Origin of the sequence: Streptomyces bullii (assembly GCF_042657145.1) — a bacterium.
In the GTDB taxonomy this organism is placed as follows: Bacteria; Actinomycetota; Actinomycetes; order Streptomycetales; family Streptomycetaceae; genus Streptomyces; species Streptomyces bullii.
In genome coordinates this window covers 306,326-328,640 of the sequence record NZ_JBHSNY010000011.1, presented here as the reverse complement: position 1 = coordinate 328,640, position 22,315 = coordinate 306,326, and the positions used below count along the sequence as shown (strand labels likewise).

The 22,315-nt window shown below is 67.6% G+C and carries 19 protein-coding genes and 2 pseudogenes; 11 read left to right on the top strand and 10 right to left on the bottom strand.

All coding sequences use genetic code 11. The annotated features are described in order from the left end of the window. Positions 1-2 precede the first annotated feature (2 nt). Entirely contained in the window at positions 3-854 is an 852-nt protein-coding gene (locus ACFPZJ_RS30600) for a fumarylacetoacetate hydrolase family protein (RefSeq protein WP_381028306.1), read from the bottom strand. A gap of 855 nt (positions 855-1,709) precedes the next feature. Between ACFPZJ_RS30600 and ACFPZJ_RS30595 the strand changes: the two genes are divergently transcribed. The 4 genes from ACFPZJ_RS30595 to ACFPZJ_RS30580 all read left to right on the top strand — a co-directional run bounded on the left by ACFPZJ_RS30595 (position 1,710) and on the right by ACFPZJ_RS30580 (position 6,272). Then, positions 1,710-2,759, top strand: coding sequence for a sugar ABC transporter substrate-binding protein (locus tag ACFPZJ_RS30595; protein WP_215153583.1), 1,050 nt, complete (start codon positions 1,710-1,712; stop codon positions 2,757-2,759). 105 nt (positions 2,760-2,864) lie between these two features. Then, positions 2,865-4,436, top strand: a complete 1,572-nt coding sequence (locus ACFPZJ_RS30590; protein WP_215153584.1) for a sugar ABC transporter ATP-binding protein — start codon at positions 2,865-2,867, stop codon at positions 4,434-4,436. A 2-nt stretch (positions 4,437-4,438) separates the two neighbouring features. Continuing rightward, positions 4,439-5,482, top strand: coding sequence for an ABC transporter permease (locus tag ACFPZJ_RS30585; RefSeq protein ID WP_215153585.1), 1,044 nt, complete (start codon positions 4,439-4,441; stop codon positions 5,480-5,482). A gap of 88 nt (positions 5,483-5,570) precedes the next feature. After that, complete coding sequence (locus ACFPZJ_RS30580) at positions 5,571-6,272, top strand: FadR/GntR family transcriptional regulator (protein WP_215153586.1); 702 nt, start codon at positions 5,571-5,573, stop codon at positions 6,270-6,272. 39 nt (positions 6,273-6,311) lie between these two features. On the opposite strand, the gene ACFPZJ_RS30575 is transcribed toward ACFPZJ_RS30580, so the two are convergent. Beyond that, complete coding sequence (locus tag ACFPZJ_RS30575; RefSeq protein WP_215153587.1) at positions 6,312-6,911, bottom strand: TetR/AcrR family transcriptional regulator; 600 nt, start codon at positions 6,909-6,911, stop codon at positions 6,312-6,314. A gap of 82 nt (positions 6,912-6,993) precedes the next feature. Here ACFPZJ_RS30575 and ACFPZJ_RS30570 point away from each other — a divergent pair, with 82 nt between their 5' ends. Continuing rightward, positions 6,994-7,923 carry an oxidoreductase gene (locus tag ACFPZJ_RS30570; RefSeq protein ID WP_215153588.1) on the top strand — a complete coding sequence of 310 codons (930 nt, stop codon included), beginning with the start codon at positions 6,994-6,996 and terminating at the stop codon, positions 7,921-7,923. A gap of 29 nt (positions 7,924-7,952) precedes the next feature. Here the strand turns inward: ACFPZJ_RS30570 and ACFPZJ_RS30565 are convergent. The 3 genes and pseudogenes from ACFPZJ_RS30565 to lgt form a co-directional block, all read right to left on the bottom strand. After that, positions 7,953-8,594 (bottom strand): annotated as a pseudogene (locus ACFPZJ_RS30565) (siderophore-interacting protein); the annotation flags it as partial. A gap of 313 nt (positions 8,595-8,907) precedes the next feature. Continuing rightward, positions 8,908-9,330, bottom strand: coding sequence for a DUF6069 family protein (locus tag ACFPZJ_RS30560; RefSeq protein ID WP_215153589.1), 423 nt, complete (start codon positions 9,328-9,330; stop codon positions 8,908-8,910). Positions 9,331-9,361: 31 nt separating this feature from the next. Continuing rightward, positions 9,362-10,228 (bottom strand): prolipoprotein diacylglyceryl transferase, encoded by an 867-nt coding sequence (gene lgt / locus ACFPZJ_RS30555; RefSeq protein WP_215153590.1) that lies wholly within the window; start codon positions 10,226-10,228, stop codon positions 9,362-9,364. A gap of 179 nt (positions 10,229-10,407) precedes the next feature. Between lgt and ACFPZJ_RS30550 the strand changes: the two genes are divergently transcribed. Next, positions 10,408-11,631: a sensor histidine kinase gene (locus ACFPZJ_RS30550; protein ID WP_215153591.1), complete on the top strand. Its 1,224-nt coding sequence runs from the start codon at positions 10,408-10,410 to the stop codon at positions 11,629-11,631. Continuing rightward, positions 11,628-12,275, top strand: coding sequence for a response regulator (locus ACFPZJ_RS30545; RefSeq protein WP_381028303.1), 648 nt, complete (start codon positions 11,628-11,630; stop codon positions 12,273-12,275). Before ACFPZJ_RS30550 ends, ACFPZJ_RS30545 begins: the two co-directional genes overlap by 4 nt. Positions 12,276-12,451: 176 nt before the next feature. Here ACFPZJ_RS30545 and ACFPZJ_RS30540 read toward each other — a convergent pair whose 3' ends face one another. The 3 genes and pseudogenes from ACFPZJ_RS30540 to ACFPZJ_RS30530 all read right to left on the bottom strand — a co-directional run bounded on the left by ACFPZJ_RS30540 (position 12,452) and on the right by ACFPZJ_RS30530 (position 13,845). Beyond that, entirely contained in the window at positions 12,452-12,817 is a 366-nt protein-coding gene (locus tag ACFPZJ_RS30540) for a thioredoxin family protein (protein ID WP_381028300.1), read from the bottom strand. A gap of 27 nt (positions 12,818-12,844) precedes the next feature. Continuing rightward, a pseudogene (locus ACFPZJ_RS30535) lies at positions 12,845-12,961 on the bottom strand (thioredoxin-disulfide reductase); the annotation flags it as partial. A 62-nt stretch (positions 12,962-13,023) separates the two neighbouring features. Continuing rightward, positions 13,024-13,845 carry a tyrosine-type recombinase/integrase gene (locus tag ACFPZJ_RS30530; protein ID WP_381028297.1) on the bottom strand — a complete coding sequence of 274 codons (822 nt, stop codon included), beginning with the start codon at positions 13,843-13,845 and terminating at the stop codon, positions 13,024-13,026. 641 nt (positions 13,846-14,486) lie between these two features. Here ACFPZJ_RS30530 and ACFPZJ_RS30525 point away from each other — a divergent pair. The 4 genes from ACFPZJ_RS30525 to ACFPZJ_RS30510 all read left to right on the top strand — a co-directional run bounded on the left by ACFPZJ_RS30525 (position 14,487) and on the right by ACFPZJ_RS30510 (position 19,926). After that, complete coding sequence (locus ACFPZJ_RS30525; protein ID WP_381028294.1) at positions 14,487-14,714, top strand: helix-turn-helix domain-containing protein; 228 nt, start codon at positions 14,487-14,489, stop codon at positions 14,712-14,714. Between the two features lie 350 nt (positions 14,715-15,064). Next, the gene (locus tag ACFPZJ_RS30520; RefSeq protein ID WP_381028291.1) at positions 15,065-17,005 is read left to right on the top strand and encodes an ATP-dependent nuclease; all 1,941 of its coding nucleotides are present in this window, start codon (positions 15,065-15,067) and stop codon (positions 17,003-17,005) included. Positions 17,006-17,008: 3 nt separating this feature from the next. Then, complete coding sequence (locus ACFPZJ_RS30515; RefSeq protein WP_381028289.1) at positions 17,009-18,916, top strand: UvrD-helicase domain-containing protein; 1,908 nt, start codon at positions 17,009-17,011, stop codon at positions 18,914-18,916. Between the two features lie 386 nt (positions 18,917-19,302). Then, on the top strand, positions 19,303-19,926 hold the full coding sequence (locus tag ACFPZJ_RS30510) for a hypothetical protein (protein WP_381028287.1): 624 nt from the start codon (positions 19,303-19,305) through the stop codon (positions 19,924-19,926). Positions 19,927-19,932: 6 nt separating this feature from the next. On the opposite strand, the gene ACFPZJ_RS30505 is transcribed toward ACFPZJ_RS30510, so the two are convergent. Together ACFPZJ_RS30505 and ACFPZJ_RS30500 are read right to left on the bottom strand one after the other, a co-directional pair. Next, the gene (locus ACFPZJ_RS30505; protein ID WP_381028284.1) at positions 19,933-21,090 is read right to left on the bottom strand and encodes a hypothetical protein; all 1,158 of its coding nucleotides are present in this window, start codon (positions 21,088-21,090) and stop codon (positions 19,933-19,935) included. Positions 21,091-21,095: 5 nt separating this feature from the next. Then, positions 21,096-22,211, bottom strand: coding sequence for an ImmA/IrrE family metallo-endopeptidase (locus ACFPZJ_RS30500; RefSeq protein ID WP_381028283.1), 1,116 nt, complete (start codon positions 22,209-22,211; stop codon positions 21,096-21,098). Positions 22,212-22,315: the final 104 nt, after the last annotated feature.

Here is a 22,315-nt window from a genome sequence, read left to right as displayed (position 1 = left end):
TTTCACGCTTGGCCGAAGGTCTGGCGCTGGCTGCCGAGCCCGTCCACGGACAGCTCGACGGTGTCACCGGAACGCAGATAGGGGGTGCCGGGCAGACCGAGGGCCACGCCCGCGGGTGTACCGGTGTTGATCACGTCGCCCGGCTCGAGAACCATGTACTGGCTCAGATACGCCACGATGTGGTCCACCGGGAAGATCATGTCGCCGGTGTGGCCGTCCTGCCGCTTCACGCCGTTGACGCTCAGGTGCAGTCCGAGGTTCTGCGGGTCGCCGACCTCGTCGGCGGTGACCAACCAGGGGCCGAGGGGATTGAAGGTCTCGCAGGACTTGCCCAGGTCCCACTGCGGCGAGTACTCCAGCTGGAACTCACGCTCCGAGACATCGTGGCTGACCGCGTAGCCGGCGATCACGGCCCGCGCGGCGGCAGGCCCGTCGAGGTAGCGAGCCCGGCGGCCGATGACGACCGCCAGTTCGACCTCCCAGTCCGTCTTCACCGAACCGCGGGGAATCAGCACCTCGTCGTACGGGCCCACGACCGTGCCCGGGTCCTTCATGAAGACCACCGGACGCGGCGGGATCGGTGCACCGGTCTCGGCGGCGTGATCGCGATAGTTCAGGCCGGCACAGACGATTTTGCCAGGGCGGGCGACAGGTGCGCCGACCCGCAGACCGTCCGCGTCCAGTTCGGGCAGCCCGCCCGCCGCGACCGCCGCACGGGCTCGGTCGACACCGTCCTCGGCAAGGAACGCGCCGTCGATGTCGGAGGCCACGGAGGACAGATCCAGCAGTCGGCCGTCGTCGGTGCGGACAGTGGGCCGCTCCTCGCCGGGCGCGCCGACTCGTAGCAGTTTCACTGGGCAACTCCTTGCCATGGATGGGTTCGTGAGGGGGTGACCGGCCGTATGGGCCGCGACGCCGTCGGTGCCATGAGCCAGACCTGCGGAGGGTTTTGCGCCTCTTCGCAGTCATCGGAGGAATGGCGGGCAGGGCGACTGTAAACGCAGAAGGGCCCGCTGACAAAGGAAACCTCGGATGTATTTCGCTGTCGCTGGCAGTTGAGCCCCGCTTGTCGGGTCGTTATAGGACGTTTTGCCCGTAAATGGAGATTGGGTTCGACTCCTTCCCCCGGATGAATCCCAAGAGTCCTCACAGGCCCATCTTCCCTGCTGAGAGCAGGGAGCGTCTGTCAGTCCTCCTGGTATCCAGGGGCGAGCGCCGCCTCGCTTGCCCCTGGCCTCGCCATCACGCGGTGGTCTGTGGTGGCGTCGTTGCTGAATTGTGAGCTGTTGTCGCTCTAAGTCCTGAACCCACTGCCATCGATATAAGTGCAGGTGAGAAGCAGTTGGGACAGGTGGTCCAGGGTGCCCGCGCGGACTCGTGGCGCTCTGCGGACCCATGTCGCGGAAATCTGCAGCCACGCACTCTTGTCAACGCTGGCAACGCCGTCGTAACGTCCTCGACGTCCCAAATACATCGGAGGAATAGCTCGCACATTCCGGTGTGCAACCGGTGTGCACCGTGCGGCCGTTCGGCCTCCACGTCCGTCTGGCTGCCACTCCCTCACGCCCCCGTTTGGTGCGGTCCGCACATGCCCTGCGCCGGATCCGCAGTCTGCCCGGCGGCGGCCTCGTCCTTCCCCCCGCAGGCGAGTACGCCCCCTCCACCCTCGCCCGGCGGCTCCCCGCCCTGCCTGAAGAGAGAACACGGTCATGAAGCTCGCTCGCACCCGCTCCACCGCCGCAGGCGTCATCGCCGTCGTGGCGGCGATGTCGCTCGTCACCGCGTGCAACCGCGACAGTTCCGACTCGGCCGGCTCGAGCAGTGACGCACCGGCGATCGGTATCGACCTGCCGCGCTCCGACTCCGACTTCTGGAACTCCTACGCGCAGTACCTGAAGAAGGACATCAAGTCCGAAGGCATCAACGCCCTGCCGCTGAGCAACTCGCAGAACGACGTCACCAAGCTGGTCGCCAACGTCCAGGTGTTCCAGAACACCGGGGCCAAGGCGGTCGTCATGGCGCCCCAGGACACCGGCGCCATCGCCTCCACCCTCGACACCCTGTCGGCGGCGAAGATCCCGGTGGTCAGCGTCGACACCCGTCCCGACAAGGGCGACGTCTACATGGTCGTCCGCGCCGACAACAAGGCGTACGGCACCAAGGCCTGCGAGTTCCTCGGCAAGCAGTTGAACGGCGAGGGCAAGGTCGCCGAGTTGCAGGGCGCCCTGGACTCCATCAACGGGCGCGACCGCTCCGAGGCCTTCGCCGCCTGCATGAAGGAGAAGTTCCCCAAGATCAAGGTGTTCGAGCTGCCCACCGACTGGAAGGGCGACGTGGCCTCCGCCAAGCTCCAGTCGCTGCTCGCCCAGCACCCGGACCTGAACGGCATCTACATGCAGGCCGGCGGTGTCTTCCTGCAGCCGACCCTGGCACTGCTGGAGCAGAAGAAGCTGCTCAAGCCGGCGGGCCAGAAGGGCCACATCACGATCATCTCCAACGACGGCATCCCGCAGGAGTTCGACGCCATCCGCAAGGGCCAGATCGACGCCACGATCTCCCAGCCCGCCGACCTGTACGCCAAGTACGCGCTCTACTACGCCCAGGCCGCGGCCGAGGGCAAGACCTTCAAGCCGGGTGCGACCGACCACGACTCCACGATCGTCAAGATCCCGAACGGCCTGGAGGACCAGCTGCCCGCCCCGCTGGTGACCAAGGACAACGTGGACGACAAGGCCCTGTGGGGCAACAACGTCGGCTGATCACCGGCAGCTCACGCCCGTGGTGGGGAGGGACCGGCACCTGCCTCCGTCCCCACCGCGCTCTTCCCCGCTCCCAGCATCCGACGTCAAAGGACGGAATCCACCATGGCGGATACCGCGACCGGTCCCGGGCATCCGGCCCCGGTGGCCGAGGCGACCGGCATCAGCAAACGGTTCGGCGCGACCGTCGCCCTGCGCGACGCACGTATCAGCGTCGCCGCGGGCGAGTCGCACGCCTTGGTCGGCCGCAACGGCGCCGGCAAGTCGACGCTCGTGTCCATCCTCACCGGCCTCCAGCAGCCCGACACCGGCAACCTGCGCTTCTCGGGCGAACCGGCGCCCGCCGTCGGCGACATCGACGCCTGGCGCTCCCGCGTCGCCTGTGTCTACCAGCGCTCCACCATCATCGGCGACCTGACCGTCGCCGAGAACCTCTTCCTGAACCGGCAGAGCGCCGGCGCGGTACAGCCCATCCGCTGGAAGCAACTGCGGCTGCGCGCTGAGGAGCTGCTCGGCGAGTACGGGGTGGCTGTCGATCCCGCCGCTCGCGCGAAGGACCTCACCGTCGAGCAGCGGCAGTTCGTCGAGATCGCCCGGGCGCTGTCCTTCGGCGCCCGATTCATCATCCTCGACGAACCGACCGCCAAGCTCGACGCCCGCGGCATCGGCCGACTCTTCGACAAGCTCCGCGACCTGCAGGACCAGGGCGTCGCCTTCCTCTTCATCTCCCACCACCTGCAAGAGGTGTACGACCTCTGCAGCACGGTCACCGTCTACCGCGACGCGGCGCACATCCTGACCGCGCCCGTGGCCGAGCTCGGTCACCAGGCGTTGGTGGAGGCCATGACCGGCGAGTCCGCCTCCGTCGCGGCGGTTGCCGAGAGCAGGAATCCGGCCGCACGGGCAGGCGCTGCGGAGCTGCTGGAGATCAGCGGCCTGACACTTCCCGGTGCCTGCGAGGAGCTGTCCCTCTCGGTCCGCGCGGGCGAGGTGATCGGGCTCGCCGGTGCCGCGGCCAGCGGCAACGTCCAGGTGGGCGAGGCCGTCGCCGGTCTCCACCGGGCCAAGGACGGCAGGATCTCAGTCGGTGGCAGGAGCGTGCGCACCGGGAGCGTGCCGTCCGCCCTCGCCGCCGGGGTCGGTCTGGTCCCCGAGGACCGCCACCTCCAGGGACTGGTCAACAACCGCAGCGTGGCGGAGAACGCCACCCTGACCGTCACCGACCAGCTCGGCCCGTTGGGCACGGTCCTGCCCGCCCGGACCAGGGCCTTCGCCCAGCGCATGATCCAGGACCTCGACATCAAGACCCCGGGCGCCGCCACCCCGGTCTCCGCCCTCTCCGGAGGCAACCAGCAGAAGGTCGTCATCGCCCGCGCCCTGGCCACCGACCCCCACGTACTGGTGGCCATCCGCCCCACCAACGGCGTCGACGTCAAATCCAAGGAGTTCCTGCTCGGCAGGATCCGGCAGGTCGCCGACAGCGGCAAGGCCGCGCTGATCGTCTCCGACGAACTGGACGATCTCAAAGTGTGTGACCGGGTCGTCGTCATGTTCCACGGCCGGGTGGTCGCCGAGTTCGACCGCGGTTGGAAGGACGACCATCTCGTCGCCGCCATGGAGGGCGTCGGCACCCCCCTCGCATCCACCGTATCCGGCACCGACGAGCACGGAAGGTAGTCATGTCCGCCACCACAGATCTCACCGAGCCCGCAGCGAGCGCGGCGGAGCCGGCCACCGCGGACACCGCCCGCCGCCGGGTCGACCTCGGCCGCTTCCGCGACCTGTCCCTGGTCCCCGCCATCCTCGTCCTGATGCTGATCGGGTTCATCGTCTCGCCGGCCTTCCTCACCGCCGACAACCTCATCGGCGTGCTGCAGCAGTCCACCGAGCTGAGCCTGCTCGTCCTCGCCACGGCGCTCATCCTCATCTGCGGCCGGATGGACCTGTCCCTGGAGTCCACCATCGGTGTGGCTCCGGTCATCGCCGTGTGGCTCGTGCTGCCTTCCAGCGGTGGGCGGTTCACGGGCCTCGGGCTGTTTCCCGAATGGGCGGCGGTCCCGCTCTGCCTCCTGGTCGGCGCGGCGATCGGGGCCGTCAACGGCTTCCTGATCCTGAAACTGCGCCTCAACGGCTTCATCGTCACGCTTGGCGCCCTGACCATGCTGCGTGGCCTCCAGGTGGCTCTGTCCGAGGGGCAGTCCATCGTGGAGCTGCCGTCCTCGTTCACGTACCTGGGCAAAGCCTCCTGGCTGGGCGTCCCGGCCGCCATCTGGATCTGCGCGCTGCTGTTCGCGGTGGGCGGCAGCGCGCTGGCGTGGCTGCGGCACGGCCGCGCGCTGTACGCGATCGGAGGCAACGCGGAGGCCGCCCGCACCGCAGGCATCCGCGTCGACCGAATCGTCTGGGTGGTGCTGATCATCGGCAGCCTGCTCGCCGCGTTCGCCGGCATCCTCTACAGCGGGCACTACGGCTCCATCTCCGCCACACAGGGCAGCGGCTGGATCTTCCAGGTCTTCGCCGCGACCGTCATCGGCGGGGTCAGCCTCAACGGCGGCAAGGGCTCCGTCTTCGGCGCCCTCACCGGTGTGCTCACCCTTCAGCTCGTCGTCAACGTGATGACACTGGCGGGTGTACCGCCCCTGTGGAACCAGTTCCTCAACGGCGCGATCATCATCGTCGCCCTGATCATCTCCCGCTTTGCCTCCGGCGAGAAGCAGGAGTAGAGGCCGACTCCCGGTGGCTTCGCGCTCCGCCCGGACGAGGACCGGGCGGAGCGCGACGGCCCCTACCCCCCCACAGAGAGGCATCCCAGTGGCACTGACGGACGAGGCGATGGACAAGATCAAGGCGATGATCGTCGCCGGCGAACTCGCCCCCGGCTCCCGCCTTCCCAAGGAGGAGATCCTCGCCGCCCAGCTCGGGCTCTCCCGGAATTCGCTGCGCGAAGCCGTGCGGGCCCTGACCGCCATGCGAATCCTGGTCAGCCGACAGGGCGACGGCACCTACGTCTCCAGCCTGGAGCCCCACCTTCTCCTCGAAACGCTGTCCTTCGCAGCGGATGTGTCCCAGGGGCGTGCCGCGCTGCAGTTGCTCCAGGTGCGCAGGTTGCTCGAGCCCCAGGCGACCGGACTGGCCGCTGCCATGCTGCAACCGCACGACCTCCAGGAACTCCGCGACATCCTCGACCGGTGCCGTTCGGCCGCAACCGTCGAGGACTTCGTCGCCCACGACATAGCCTTCCACCTGCGCATCGTCGAAGCCGTCGGCAACCCGGTTCTCTCCATGCTCCTGGAGGTGCTCTCCACCCGTACTCAGCGGGTACGCATCGTCCGCGGCAGCCGCACCCGTGATGCGCTGGACAGCGCCCACCAGGATCACGAGGCGATCCTCCGCGCGCTCCAGGCACGCGACGCGCTGCTCGCGGTCTCTGCCGCGACTGTTCACATCACCGCCGTCGAGCAGTGGCTGGTGACGAGCTGCGTGGACGACACTCTCCGCCCGATCGACGGCTGATTCTCCTGGGACTGACCAGTCCCGGTCCCTGCAGTACTCCTAGTCAGGCGCGCATCCTCGCAGGATGTACGCGATCACGTCGTCCAGACCGTGTTCGGCGGTCTCGGTCGGCAGCGTGCCGTTGGCTGCCAGCCCGGCATAGCCGCGCAGGGTGGTGAAGACCGGCAGGGCCAGGCGCTGCCACGGTCCTTCCCGCACCTCGCCTCGGCGCTGGCCCTCGCCGATCATGTCGACGACCTGCTGACCAAAGCGCTGCTCGGCCGCGCGCAGTGCCTCCGACGCCTCGGGCGCGTGCTTGACGGAGTACATCAGGTCGAGCAGCGCGGCGTTGGTCAGGGCGAAGTCCACGAAGGCGCGGGCCAAGGCGTCCAACTGCTCGGCGAACGACTCACCGGCCCGCTCCTGAGCCGCCGTGCTGATCTCGATAAGCCGCTCGAAGCCGATCAACGCCAGCGCGTCCAGCAGCGCCTGCTTGTCCGGGAAGTGGCGGTTCGGCGCCCCATGGCTGACGCCCAGGTCGCGGGCGAGCTCACGCAGCGACAGCGCGGTCGGCCCTTTGTCCCGCAGGGTCTCCTCGGCCCTGATCAACAGCGCGGCGCGGAGGTCTCCGTGGTGGTAAGGGCGACGACGAGTCTGCATGGCAGCCATAGTACAAGGCGAGTGGCCGCCGTCTACATTGTAGACATTGACAGCAATGTAGATGGCGTCTACTTTAGCGGCCATGGCTACTGCATCCAGCAAATGGAAAATCACCGACATCCCCGACCAGACCGGCCGCACCGTCGTCGTCACCGGTGCCAACAGCGGGCTCGGCCTCGCCACCGTCGAAGCACTGGCCGGCGCGGGTGCCCATGTGGTCCTCACCGCGCGGGACGTGAAGCGCGGCGAGGCCGCGGCCGCTACCGTGCCAGGGAGCGTGGAGGTGCGCCGGCTCGACCTGGCCGACCTCGCCTCCGTGCGCGAGTTCGCCGCCGGCTGGCACGGCGATCTGGACGTGCTCATCAACAATGCCGGCGTCATGAACATCCCGAAGCCCACCCTGACCAAGGACGGCTTCGAGATGCAGTTCGGCACCAATCACCTGGGGCACTTCGCCTTGACCAACCTGCTGCTGCCGCACATCACCGACCGAGTGGTGACCGTCTCCTCCGGCGCGCACAAGGCGCCGGGCAGCCCGCGGATCCACTTCGACAACCGCAACCTGACCGGCGAGTACGCCCCCATGAAGGCGTACAGCCAGTCCAAGCTGGCCAACCTGCTGTTCACCTTGGAACTCCACCGCAGGCTCACCGAAGCGGGCTCACCTGTGTGCGCCCTGGCCGCACATCCCGGCGCGGCCAAAAGCAACCTCAGCAGGCACAGCATGCAAGACTCCCGCGTCCTCATGCGTGTCGGCAGCCGGTTGGCCCAATGGTTGCTCGCGCAGGAGACCCAGGCCGGCGCGCTGCCCACCCTGTATGCCGCCGTCGAGGACCTGCCCGGCGCCAGCTACGTCGGTCCCGACGGCTTCGGCGAGTTCCGGGGAGCCCCGACCCTGGTCGGCCGCTCGAAGGCAGCCAGCGACCCGACCACCGCCCGACGCCTGTGGACCGTCTCCGAGGAACTGACCGGCACCGCCTTCCCCGAACAGGCTCTGACAGCGCGGGCGTGAAGCCCGGCCCGGCTCAAGCTCCTGTCGATGGTGAGGACCGATCGCCGGTCCCAGCCTGCCTCCCGCACGAGCACCTGTTTCACCGCTTGCACCGTCCGTGCTTCCCCTGCGACAGGCGATGCCGCCGGGCGGGGGCGCGAGCCGTCGTACGGCAGCAGGCAGCGGTGTATCGCCCCTGACCAGCCAGTCCAGGCGGTCGCCGTGGTCCAGCGGCAGCCGGTCGGCCTCCGTCGCCGTCTCCACGCAGCCCGAGACCCGCGCGTTCTCAGGGAGCGCGGCCAGCATCGCCCCGAAGGCGATGGCCGCGGTCTCGTCCCCGGCGAAGAAATGGTTGGTGGCGTCGGGGCGCAGCACGAAGGATCCCTCCGGCTTGCTCAGCCGCACCTGGTCTCCCACCTCGGCGGTCCGTCCCCACCGGGCCCCGCGCCCGGATGATCCAGCACGCACAGCTCGACAAGGCCCGCGGGTTCGTAGCGCCACACCGAGTACGTGCGCCGGGTCAGCCCGCTGCCCACCAGCACCCGCACCTGCTGGCCGGGCCGCACCCTCAGCCCGGCGAGCGAGTCGCCCTCGATGCGTAGCCGGCGCATACGCGCGGCGACCGGCTCGGTGGCCGTGACGGTGCCGCGCAGCATCAGCAGGTCGAGGACGGGGTCCAGCAGGGCGGGCATGGTGGACTCCAGGGGGATAGTGGCAACAAGGCGATGAGGGAACTGAGTTGGCGTCAGGTGGACGCCGGGACAAGCGACACTGCGTGTTCCAGGTCAAACGCGATAGCAGGCGAGCCGCCCCTGGCGTCGTACCCGGCCATCACGTCCGGGAGCGGCCTGGACCCGTTGCTGCCATCGAATGTTGAGCGCACCGGCAGGCGGCAGACGCACCTCGCAACAAGGCGCCGGCCGGAGGTTACGGACGTACGGGTTCCCGAGTTCACGGAGCGCGTGAGCGCGACCAGCGGGGCCCAGGTGCCGGACTGGCGCCTGGTCACCGAACCGAGCTCAGTGGCATGACCCTGTAGTACGTCGGCACTGCGATCACCGCGACCGCGACGTGCATCAGGAGCAGCGCCACCACACCGGTCACCTCGCCCTCGCCGAACAGGAAAAAGTCCGGCACGAAGGACAACACGACGACCGACGGGACGATCCGGTGGAGCAGCCGTTCGGGATCGGGGGAGAACCTGCGGACGAGGGCCCACCCGACGGACCCTCCCAGCACTCCCAGCGCGGTCGAAAAGACGTACGACGACGGCTCCAACGGGCCGAAGTCCTCCGGTGCACCGAGCGCGTGCGCCAGTACGGCGATCAACGCGTTCACCAGCGAGGACAGCAGGAAGGCGACGAACACACCTCCCGCCACCATGATCGGACCCCGACGGGAGGGGAGCGTCTCAGAGACACGGGACATGGCAACTCCAAACAGATGCGAGGGACATTGGTCAGTTCTTGGGGCTACTGGGGGCATTCACTTGTTGAAAGGAACGGCCGACGTCGACGCCGTCACGCCTGCCGGCTGCGCGCCGTGTCGTAGCCACGAGGTAGTAGACGGCGACGGCGATAACCAGCAGCGCGGTCCAGTCGTTCAGGCGCAGGCCGAGGATGTGGTGGGCCTCGTCCACCCGCAGGTACTCGATCCAGAAGCGACCTGCGCTGTACGCGGCGGCGTACAGCGCGAACGCCCGCCCCCGGTCGAGACGGAAACGGCGATCCGCCCACAGGACCAGGGCGACCACGCCGAGACACCACAACGACTCGTACAGGAACGCCGGGTGATACGTGGCCAGGTTCGGGGTGGCCTCAGGCCGGTGTGCGGGGTCGATCTCCAGGGCCCAGGGGAGAGTGGTGGCCCGCCCGTAGAGCTCCTGGTTGAACCAGTTGCCCCAGCGGCCGATGGCCTGCCCCAGTGCGATGCCGGGAGCGACGGCGTCGGCGAACGCGGACAGGGCAACGCCCTTGCGGCGGCAGCCGATCCAGGCTCCGACGGCCCCACCGGCGATGGCGCCCCATATACCGATGCCTCCGTCCCAGATGAAAAGGGCCTTGACCGGATCGCCGCCCTTGCCGAAGTACAGCTCGCCGGACGTGATCACGTGGTAGAGGCGGGCACCGACGACACCGAATGGAACCGCCCACAGGGCGATGTCCGCCACGACGGGCTTCTCTCCGCCGCGAGCGGCCCAGCGACGGCCGCCCAGCCACACCGCGGCGGCGATTCCGAGGATCAGCATCAGTGAGTAGCCGCGCAGTGGGAGTGGGCCCAGGTGGACCTCGCCGATGGACGGGCTGGGAATGAAGGCCAGGAGCACTGGTGGTTCCTCACAAGGGGCGGTGGGGCAGCAGACTGTCGGCTGCGGGGCCGATCGTCGCCGCCCGCGCCCCTCCCGCACATCGACCGATCGACGCGCCCTGCATCCACCGATCGGTGGACCCGCCCCCACTGGCCGGCTGATTCTCCCGCTACGCGGCTGCGCCTACTCTGAGGGCCATGGCACTGCGACAGGCGTGGGAGTGGGAGCGGTGGAAGGCTATGGGGCAGCACGCCTTCTTCGTCACCGTGCTCGCCTTGTCCATGCCGGGTGCGCTGGCCGGGGCGGATATGACGACCGGCGCCGCGCTGTCGCGGATCGGCCCGGCAGTGGGGCTCGCCCTTTGGTATGCGTACTGGATCGCGCTGCGCGGTGGCGCCGACCGCCCGCCGCTGCCCTACCTCGTCGGGGCCCTGTCCGGGTGGGCGGTCATGGCCACGGTGGACCCCGCGTTCCTCCCGGTCGCCGTGGCGGTGCTGAGCCCGTACTGGCTGCGGCGGGCCTGGTGGTCGGCCGGCGGGATGCTGGTGCTGGGCGCCGGCTGGTCGTGGCAGAGCCTGACCACGGACGGCTCCGTCGACGTGCGGGCGCTCACGGGATGCGTACTTGGCACCGCCGTGGCGGTCACGATCACCTGCTACGTCGCGACCCTCGATCACGAGAGTCACAAGCGGCAGCGGCTCCTCGACGAGCTCACTGCCACCCAGGCCGAACGCGCGGCAGCGGAACGCCAGGCGGGCACCCTGGCCGAACGCCAGCGCCTGGCCCGCGAGGTCCACGACACGCTCACCCAGGGGTTCGCCTCCATCGCCATGCTGCTGGACGCCGCACGCGACGACCTGCCACCCGATTCCCCTGCGGCTCGCCGCGTCGAGCAGGCCATGCGCACGGCCCGGGACAACCTCGCCGAGAGCCGCCGCCTCGTGCACGCCCTCCGCCCGGCGCCACTGGACCGCACGCACCTGGCAGAGGCGGTCCGTGAACTCACCGCCCGGCTCGCGGAGGAGACCGGCACCGAGGCCTACACGGTCGTGACCGGCCGCCCGGCCGCCCTGCCTCCCAGTACTGAGGGCGAGTTGCTGCGGGTCGTGCAGGAGGCACTGACCAACGCCCGGCGGCACGCTCGCGCGATGAGTGTCTCGGTCACGCTGTCGTACCTTGGCGACGTCCTGGCGATCGACATCCAGGACGACGGCACCGGTTTCGCACCCATTGCCCGGCATCCGGGCGTCGGCCTGACCACCATGCGGGAGCGCATCGCCGCCTTGCACGGCACGTTCGCGGTCGAAAGCGCCCCGGGCGAGGGCACGACCGTCGCCGTCACGGTGCCACTCCCGGTCGAGCCTTCCGCCTCCGACCCCTCAGCCGTGTCGGGCACCGAGCGGATGGCCCCGGCCTCATGAGGACTTCGACCGGTCCCACGATCCGAGTCCTCCTCGCCGACGACCACCCCGTGGTCCGTGACGGGCTTGCCGCCATGCTCTCCACCCAGCCCGATTTCACGGTCGTCGGCGAAGCCGCCACCGGCGCCGAGGCACTGCGCCAGACAGCCTCACTCGCACCCGACGTCGTGCTGATGGACCTGCAGATGCCCGGCATGGACGGCACGACCGCGACCGCCGCCATCCGTGCCGCCTACCCCGAGGTGCGGGTACTCGTTCTGACCACCTACGACACGGACGCCGACATCACTGCCGCCGTCGACGCCGGCGCAGTCGGCTACCTGCTCAAGGACACCGGACGACACGAGCTCTGCGAGGCCGTTCGGACCGCGGCTCGGGGAGGCGCGGCACTGTCGCCCACCGTGGCTGCCAAGGTCCTCGCCCATATGCGCGGCGACCGGGGCGCCGGCTTGTCCGGCAGGGAGCTCGAAGTCCTGTCCGCCGTGGCCCGGGGGCAGAGCAACAAACAGATCGCCCGCGCCCTGCGCCTGTCGGAGGCCACCGTCAAGACCCATCTGCTGCACATCTACGCCAAGCTCGACGTCCGCGACCGGACCGCCGCCGTCACCGCCGCCCTGGGCAGGGGAATCATCCGCATGGACTGAAGGCCCTGCTGAAGGCACAGGGGCATGGGGCAGTCCGGTGGGAGAGAGGCCGAGGAGGTCGCGGCGTTGCGCCGCCCGGGAACACGAAGCACCCCACAACCGTGGGCTCGGCAGCCGGGCTGGCGAGACCGAGCAGAACGCCGGAGACCAGCGGCCGTATGGTGACGATACTGTCTTCACCGACTGGTCACGGAATTACCCCAGTTGACTTCCTGCGCCTCGGTATCCCACCAACACTCAGGACAAGCACGGCGACGAACCGCTCGTCGTCGCCGGTCTGTTGGACACAGGAGTTGCACCGGTCCAGGAGCGTCCCGTTGAGCCAGGATGGTGGCGTACGGCCAGGGCAGGGCCGGGTTCTTGGCGATGTTGAGCTTGACGATGTTGATCTTGTCGCCGTGCTCGGCGGCGATCGCCTCCAGCGAGGGGGCGAGCTGTCGGCAGGGGCCGCACCAGGCAGCCCAGAAGTCCACCAGGACCGGCTTTTCGCTGGCGAGGACGTCCTGCTCGAAGGAGTCGTCGGTGACGTTCTTGAGAGCCATGATGTGTCTCCGGGCGTCAGACGGCGGCTACGGCCGGTTCGCCGCGGTGTCGATGTCGCTCAGGGCGGCGAGATAGCGCTCGACGTCCAGGGCAGCCGCACAGCCAGAGCCGGCCGCGGTGATGGCCTGGCGGTACCGGTCGTCGGATCGACCGCCCTGCTTGTACCGCCGGAAACGGAGCCGCTGAGCCATCGCCCGGACAGCGCTTACGCGAGCCGACCTTCCCGTCGGTCTGCGGCTTCAGGACACGTCGGACGCCCGAGCAACAACGGTTGCCCATTCCGCAGTGCGCCCGCCGGTGTGTCGATGTGTGAGAACGCGGTCCCGAACACGGTGACCGTGACCTCCTCCACAGCGAGGGGTGGGTGGGCGTAGGTATCCCAGGTCTCAGAGAATTTGGCATGCCGGGAGAGTGCTTGCACGGTCTTCGCGTCGTGCTTGCCGGAGCCGCCGAGCGTGGTGGTGTAGAAGTGTTTGAGGTCGTGGAAGCGGGTTCGTTCCGGAAGTCCTGCTTGCTTCACTGCCCGTCGCCACTTCTGATGGAAATCTGTGTGAAGTACAGGGCGGCCGAAACGGTTCGTGACGATCAGGCCCTCGTCCGGCGGCTCGACGTAGCCCCGTGCCCGACGACGGCGCTGAGCGGCTGGCGAGACGGGCTCTGGCTCGGAGAATCGTGACCTGTGCCGTGTCAGCTGCTCGATCAGGAAGTGATCCACGGGCAAGGTGGCGTAGCTGGCCTTGGTCTTGAGACGTACCGCCTTGCCGCGCTGCCGTTGTTCTTCGATGTGAAGCAGGTCGTGCATCCAGGCCACCTGGTTTTGCTTCAGTCCGAAGGCCTCGCCCTGGCGCAGTCCGGCGCAGGCTCCGAGCCAGACCAGGACCTCATAGCGCGGCGCCACCCTCCGCATGGCCGCTGCGACTGCCGCGACCTGTCCGGGTGACAAAGCGACCTTGACGCGTGGTGTGACGTCAGGGAGTTCGATCCGGGCCACGATGTTGGGAGGGAGCGGGACATCCTCGTCCAGCATGTAATGCACGAGGATGCGCCAGGTCTTGAAGATCTGGACGACGGTGCAGGCCGAGTCGATGCCTTGCTTGTCGAGGAGGTAGTCGACGAAGGCCGCTTGCGTCTCCTGTTCATCATCTCGGTCGCGAAGTATTCGACCTGCAGGCTGCCCGGATTGTTGTCTCTCGCCGTCTGCCTTTCGGATTCCGTGAGCACCTTGTCCAGGCGGTTACGGGCTTCCTGCCAGGTGGCGAAGGCCGGTCGCTTCTCTTTTCCTGAGCGGTCGGTGTACCGGGCCTGCCAGCGATGGCCGCGGCCGTGGTCCGCAGACGGGTACAGAGGCTGCTGTGGCGTGCCGCATCGGCACGGTACGTCACCGCGTTCTGGTTTTGGATATCTCTTGTGCCAGCGATCGAACGGCTCGATTGGCTTGCTCATGTGTCCTGCCCGCGAAACTGAGCTGGGTGCTGGACCCGTCGCCGACCTTTTCGCCCTGGCCTGGCGACGTGCGCGGCGGCCTTGTCGCTGTCCGCCAGGGCGAGGCTGTCCGCTACTACCAGTAGTTATGCATAGCTGTTCATGGTGCACGCAAAGGTGTGACGGTCGAGTCACCGTGTGCCAGCACGTGACCCGTCACCGGACCCGCGACTCCTGTCCCTGGGTATGCAAATCCGTCGCCTCAGAGAGGAGCGGGGATACAGCCTGGAAGAACTCGCAGAACGCAGCGGGCTGAGCTTCCGTGGCCTCATCTATATCGAGCACGGACAGCGCAGCCCCAGCGTTCTTACGCTCCTGGACGTCGCTGCAGGACTCGATGTGGAACCGGGGGAACTCGTCAATCACATCGCCCAGGAAGAATCCGGTAAATCTGCCCCTGATGGTTCGTGGTAACAATCCGAGAATCATAATTTCGTCAGGCGGTGCTGGGGTCGTGGCCTGTCCTCGCTGTCTCGCGGTTCGTCCTGAGGTCGGTGCGTGTGGAGTACAGGAACCCGACGATGTGCTCAGCCCTTGCTGTACTGCCATGCATGGACGGCCTGTTGCGGTGTCGGCCGTGGTCGCTCCCCTTCGATCCCTCTGCCGGCCGCGGCAGGGGGACCTGACTGGCGTGCCCTGACGCTGGAGGCTGCCGACGGGATTTGGCGTGCCCATTTCCAGTAGTGGGGATGTATTTCGTTCTTGGGGCGCAAGTGCCGGGGTTAATCGTATGATGCGTCAGAACTGCTGATGTGTGGGGGCACTTGGCGGTTGCGGTCGCCTGTGTCGTCGAGGGCGCGGGCCTCAGGCTCTCGGGGGCGTCGTTGTACTTGGCTTGTCTGTACGTAGAGAATTTCCGGATCTTCGGTTCGGCACCACAGAAGGACGGCGCCCCGGACTCCAGCCTGAATCTGGAGTTCGGCCCCGCCACGAACGTCCTTGTCGGTGAGAACGACAGTGGCAAGACGGCCGTCATCGACGCGATCCGCCTGTGCCTGCTGACCACGGCAGCTGACTTCTATCGGATCACCCGTGACGACTTCCACGTCGGATCGGCCGGCCGTGCAGGCACCTTCAAGATCACGTGCGGTTTCAAGGCCCTGACGACGGAGGAACAAGGGGTCTTCCTGGAACTGCTCACCACCGACGATGACGGCAACGTCGCCCTCTACGTCACCGTCAAAGCGGAGCTGATGGACCCGCTGCGTCCCCACCGGGTCTCGGTGACCACACGCACCGGCCGCGACGGGCAGGGACCCGCCCTGGACGGCGCCGCACGCGAACTACTGAAGGTCACCTACCTGCGCCCCTTGAGGGACGCCGAGGCCGAACTGCGCTCCGGCCGGGGATCGCGGCTGTCGCAAATCCTCGCCGGCTACCCGGCCATGCGCGCCCAGGGTGAGGACGACTTCGACGAGGAGAGCGACAGCGCCACCACCCTGGTCGGCATCCTGCGCCGCGCGGAACGCCACATCAGCGACAACGCGGCGGTGGCCGCGGCCCGGGACGACATCAACACCCGCTACCTGCAGAAGTTCTCCATCGGCTCCGACGTCCTGCGCGGAGAGATCGGCGTTGCCGGCGACGCCACCCTCGCCCGCGCCCTGGAACGACTGGAACTCACCCTGTTCGCGGGGACGGGGGAGTGGACCAGACACGGACTGGGCTACAACAACGCCCTGTTCATGGCAGCCGAACTGCTTCTGCTCGGCAACAGCGACTTCGCACCGCTGCTGCTGATCGAGGAACCCGAAGCCCACCTCCACCCGCAGCTGCAGACCCGCATCATGGACCTCCTGAGGGAGCGCGCAGAGGCCGCCAAGACGGCCGGGACGCCGCCGGTCCAGGTCATCCTCACCACTCACAGCCCCAACCTGGCCTCGGCCATCCCGGTCGAACACCTCACCCTCGTCGCCCGCGGATCCACCTTCCGCCTGGCCCCAGGACTGACCAAGCTCGACGAGGGTGACTACGCCTTCCTCACCCGCTTCCTCGACGTGACCAAGGCCAACCTGTTCTTCGCCCGCAGCGTGGCCATCGTCGAGGGCGACGCCGAAGCCATCGTCCTGCCCGCCCTCGCACAGGCGGTCGGCCGGTCCTTCAGTGAATGCGGCGTCAGCGTTGTCAACGTCGGCGGCGTCGGTCTCTTCCGCTACAGCCGGATCTTCCAACGCGAGGGCGAACAGATCCCGGTCGCGGTGGCCTGTATCCGTGACCGGGATCTGGTGCCCGCCGGTACCTCGGCAGAGATGCGCAAGGAGCTCAAGTGCTCGGCGGAGATGACCAAGCAGCAGATTGACGATCACGTCGCCGGGCTGAAGGAAGGAGACAGCGGCCACGTACGCACCTTCGTCTCCGACCACTGGACCCTGGAGTACGACCTGGCCGCCGCCTCCTGGACCATGGCGACCCTCATGCACCAGGCCATCCGTGCCGCCGTCGCCTCCAAGACCACCTGGCCCACCGCGGACAAGCTCGCCGCCCTGGACCGCTCCGCCCAGGAACAGGTCAAGACGTGGCGCGAGAACGAAGTACCCCTGGAAAAGGCGGCCTTGGACATCTACGAACCCCTGCGCATGGGCCGGGCCAGCAAGCCGATCGCCGCCCAGCACGCCGCCCGGCTGCTGCAGACCACCCCCGTGACCGACGACGATCTGCCGCCGTACCTCGTAGCCGCCTTCACGTACCTGTGCAGCGAGGTCTGAGCGATGACACCCCTCTACGCCCCCGACGTCTTCATCAAGGACAAGGTCGAAGCCCTCGCTCAGCAGCTCGGCCTCGAACTGCCGCACCAGGAACAGTGGGACTTCATCCAGAGCGCGGAATCCCTGGATCTCCAAGCCGCGCCCGGCTCGGGCAAGACCAGCCTGATCGGGCTCAAGCTCGCCCTGCTGGGTCAGGGATGGGCCTCGCCCACGCGCGGCATCTGCGTCCTGTCGCACACCAACACGGCCAAGGACGAGATCACCCACCGCCTTGCCGTCACACCGGCGGGACGCCGTCTACTGCACTACCCGCACTTCATCGGCACGATCCAGGCCTTCACGAACACCTTCTTGGCTCTGCCCGCCCTGCGGTCCCAGGGCACTGAAGTCCAGACCGTAGACGACCAGGCCTACGCGAACGAAGCCCTCCGGCTGCCCGAACGCCACCCCCAGTTCCGGAAACTCAACACCGCACTCGGGCACCGCACGAACGGCCCCGCACTCGTCGCCGAGGCCCGCTACGTGTGCGACGCCGGAGACCTGATCGCGACAGGACCTGACGGCACCCCTCCCTTCAAAGCATCCAGCGACAGCGGCAAACAATTCGCCGCGCTCAAAGAAACGCTCCGCGAGCGAGGCGTCCTCCGCTACCACGACATGTTCGCCATCGCCGAGCACCACCTCTTCCATCACCCCCAGCTCGCGCTGGCCGCCGCCCACCGCTTCCCCTTCGTCCTCCTGGACGAAATGCAGGACACCAGCGACCTCCAACAACGCCTGCTCGACAAGGTCTTCGGCTCCCCGAGCACGGTCGTCCAGCGAGTCGGTGACGTCAACCAGCGCATCTTCGCCGACGGACCGGATGCCGCACAGCCCTCATCGTTCCCCCTGCCCCACGCCGCCCAACTCCCCGTCAGCCGCAGGTTCGGCAGCAAGATCGCAGCACTCGCGAGCGACCTCACGGTCCACCGCCGCCAACACATCGACGGCGCCGGCCACGACGGAACCGTCGCCCTCCTACTCTTCGACGACGACACCGTCGCCGAGGTCGTACCGGCCTTCGAACGGATGGCAACGGCCACAGTCCCCCGCCAGCTGCTGCTGGACAACCCGCCCCGCGTCCTGGGCGCCCGCCTCACGCCGCGAGGCGCCAACGCCTATCCGCAATCCGTCGCCTGCTACGTACCCGGCTTCACCAGCACGCCCGTCCAGGCAACCGGCAGTCTCATCACGGCTACCCGCACCGCCCAGGCACTCCGGCGATCCGGCGACAACCACACAGCCGTCACGCTCCTGTGGAACGCCATCCGTGACGTGGTCCGACTCGCCAGTTCCGGCGCCCTGCCCCCGCTGAGACGACTGGACCGAAACCCGGCGACAGCCGGAGGCCGAGCACGCCTGCTCCTGCACGACCTGCTGACAAGCCCACTCGACAGCCGCGCTGAATGGGCAGTTCACACCGCCCGGCTTCTGCGGCTGCTGCAGGACCTGACCCAGAGCCCCTTGAAGGGTGTCGCCCGTCTCGCCGATCCCCTTGCTCACATCCCGTACGTCACCCAGCCAGCACCCGTGCCCGATGCGCCGGCTGATGCGGACCAGGGCGTGGTGGCGTCGATTGCGGGATCGATCCAGAGCGCCAAAGGCGAAACCCACGCGGCCACACTCATCCTCGAATGCCTGGAACGCAGCGGCAAGAAGTACGACGTACACGAGGTACTCGGACTCCTAAGCCGACAGCAGGACCCCTCCAAAGCCCTGATCACGATCCAGCGCGCGGCGCAACTCGTCTTCGTCGGCGCCACCCGCCCCACCCACCTGCTCGCCTTCGCCGCGCACCGCACAAGAGCCGAACCGCACATCAAGGCGATCACGGCCCGCGGCTGGTCTGTCCACGACATCAGCCTGCGCTAGAGCGGGATCTTCGTATCAGTGCCCCAGCCTTGAACGCCTTGAGCGAGCATTCGTATGATCGATCAAGATCGGGAAACGTTTGGATTGCATGGCAAGACGACCGTTGTGGACCGCTGAGGGCTCGCACTAGGGTCATCGCTGTCACTCCGTCGGCGGGGCAGGCATGACAGCACTAGCCTGACCTGAAGACAGAGGCTTGTGCCCGTGACCCGGGACGTAGTGCCTCAGTTGTGCCTGGCAGGCAGCGTGGTCGTCATGGGTGCGGCAGCCGCGGCTGGCGGTGCTGGCGCGTTCAGCCCATTCCGTGAAAGGTTTCCTACCGGTAGGTAAGTAGGCGGTCGTCTGTGAAGGGCGAGCCTCCTTGAGGCGAGGGTAGAGGTAGCAACATGGCTGTGGCGGCGCGGGGTCCGGCGGAAGCGATCTCCGGTGCGGCGGCGCCTGGCACTTTGTTCCCTCGGGGTGCGGATATCGGCGTGTTGAACATGTTCGGTATCGATGCCGTAGTTGCGTACAGCGAAAACGGGGACGAGATCGAGCGACGTGCTCGCGTCGGCACGCGGGAGCTCACCAATCCTCGGGCACTGGACCTGCTGATGAACCTTCCCTTGGGCGAGCCTGTTCCGGTGACTTCGCTGAGCGACAGGGAGCAGCGTGTCCTGCGGCGGATGCCCGTGGGAACGGTTGCCCGTCGTGACAACGTCGTCGTTCGCGAAGCAACCCATCCCATCCGAGTCGATCTGGCCGTTGTCCCCGGTAAGGGCTGGGCCTCCGCTAAGGAAAAAGCCGAATGGTTCACACCTTTCTGCGCGCGGGCTGTCTTGATCGACCGGCCCTTGCGGCGTCGAGATGACGCCGTGATGGAGGCAGAGTTCTACGGCATTGGGCTACTCGTAGCGATCAGCAATGACGTCGAGGTCGTTGTCCCGCCTCGCCCCTTCGTTCGGCGTCGGCACACTGTGGCCGGCTGGAGGTTCGTGGAGGAGGCGTATAAGCAGCTCTCGGCTCGGTGAGCCGCCTCAGGGTGTGATCGGCAGCGTTGCCCAGGCCTCCAGCGGGTCAGGGACTGCAAAGCCCGCCTTCGAATTTGCGGACAGCCCCAGACGCTGGTTTTCCAGGGCGTAGTGCGCGATGGCTGCGGCACACTTGTCGCGCCACCACGATTTGCGCTCCACTCCGGGCTTCCGGCTGGCGATCTCGATGACCCAGGTGCTCCAAGTGCTGATGTTGTGGTCTTCCGACTCGCGTCGCGCCTCGCCGCCCGGATCGTTGAATCGGTCCAGGCCGCGACCGTCACAGACGTCGCAGCTGCACGTTGCCGGTGGGTGATTGGCGTACAGGCGGGCCAGGGACTGAGCGCCCTTGAAGCACATCAGGCTCGGCATCAGCACTGACGGATATTGGGGTCCACCGCCGTTGGGGTTGAACAACGCCCGCTCGCCAGGCGGAATGCTGTGCCGACTGGCGCTGTCGGCACCGATACCGGCGAACAGTCCACCGTGCGCGAGTGCGTCCAGCGCGGCCAGATCGGTCCGCAGCAGGGCGACGTCAGGCAGCTCGGCTACGACGCGGCGCAGATTGGCGGGCACGCTCTTGGCCTGCTCCATGGGATCGAACTGCCGGAAAAGCGTCAGGGCCTTCGGATGGGGGATGCGTTTGCAGACGGCGATCAGCTGGCTGAGGAATTCGTCGGTGAGCCAGGCGATGTCGATCGGGAGGTTGACGATTGTGTCTGCCCGCTCGATGCGTTCGGACTGGCGCATGACTGCCTTGAGCGCCCTGGAGGCTCCCGGAGGGATGTAACCAGTAGGTGTGAGAGCGGCGCTGGCACCGCGGGCCTTCTGCAGCTGAAGCGAGGTGTCGACGGTGTCGAACAGCTCGTTGCCGTCCAGCAGAAAGGGTTCATCGGCTGTCGCCGTGTGTGTCTTGTAGGCCGCGGTGTCGATCAGCAGGGCGCCTGTGTAGCCGGAGGTCCGGAGCTGGTAGGCGCGTTCACCCGCCTTCTCCCCGGTCGTGACGACGCCACCGAGGTCATCGTCGAGCGGAGTCCGCATCTGCGGTACGAAGCGGGCGTTCTCATGCAGCAGTACACGTCCCTGCAGCAGGGGTGTGGCCGGTACCGACGCATCGAGGACCCGCAGGGCGGGGGTGCGGCCGGGGAACGGCGAGTTTGCCATGTCACCTACCTGTTGGTGAATCCGGTGGCCGTGGGGCCACCGGGGGTGGAGGAAGGACACGAGTAGATCTCGGTGAACTCCTCGAGTTCCAGGCCGGCCAGGTGGGCTGCCTGGGACAGGTCGAGGTGGTGCTGTCGCCTCAGTCGGGTCACGACCTCGGCAAGGTGGCGCGGGTTCTCGAACCCGATGGTGACGGGTTCGGTGGTTCGGTAGCCCAGGGCGGACATCTCCACCGTGAGCGAGCGGTACTGCCACTCGGTGAGGACGCCAAGTGACTTGGCTCGGCGGGCGAGTGCTGCCATCGAGACCCTCCACCGACGCTTCAGTTCCATCAACCGCGGCAAGTCCAGACGCGGCCGGAGCTCGGCCACGATGCTCTCGTGCGGCATGAGGAACTCGGCTGCGAATTCATCGGCTTGCTGTTCCTGCAATCGTCCGTCCCCAGGCTCAGTGTGCATCACGATGTGCCCGAGTTCGTGCGCCAGGCTGAAACGATAACGGTCCGCAGGGGCAGTTGAGTTGAGCAGAACGAGCGGGCGTTCACCGTGCGGCCACTGGCTCACGGCATCCAGCTCACGAGTTTGGAGATCGCGGGTCACGAGCAGTGCGCCGGCGGCTTCGAGCACCTCTACCACATTCGGGACGGGTCCAGAGGGGAGCCCCCACTCCAACCGCAGCGTCTCCGCGGCATCGGCCGGCGTATCAAAGTCGTCGACCGCGATGTGCCTGAACGTATGTTTTTCGTCGTCGTGGCTCGCGGCCGTCAGGGCTTCCACCTGGAGGCGTGTAACTGCCAGAGTCGCGTGAACGCGTCGCAGTGCCTGCGCGCCCATGGAGGCGCGCTTGCGGTGGTGAACGAGCCCGACGCCAACCCCGCCGTTGTCAGTGGTGCGGCATAGCATCTGGGGCGTGTACCTGAGAGCTGCGGCGAACAGGGCGAGTCGCTCGCCCCTCACTGCCAGGCGACCGGCTTCGGCTCGGCTGACATACCCCTGCGACACCGTTTCGTTGGCCGCGCGGCCCGTCATCTCCCGTGCCAGGTCAGCCTGCGTCCAGCCACGCGACTCACGGGCGAGTGTCAACATGGCGGGCTGCGCCACCAAGTCGACGATGTCATCCACGACGACACCCACCTCCCGCGATCAGGCTCTCCAGCGTGCAGCACCATACAACTCAACGCAGTATACGCAGAAACATGCCTCAAAATATTCCGTGCATGATGCGC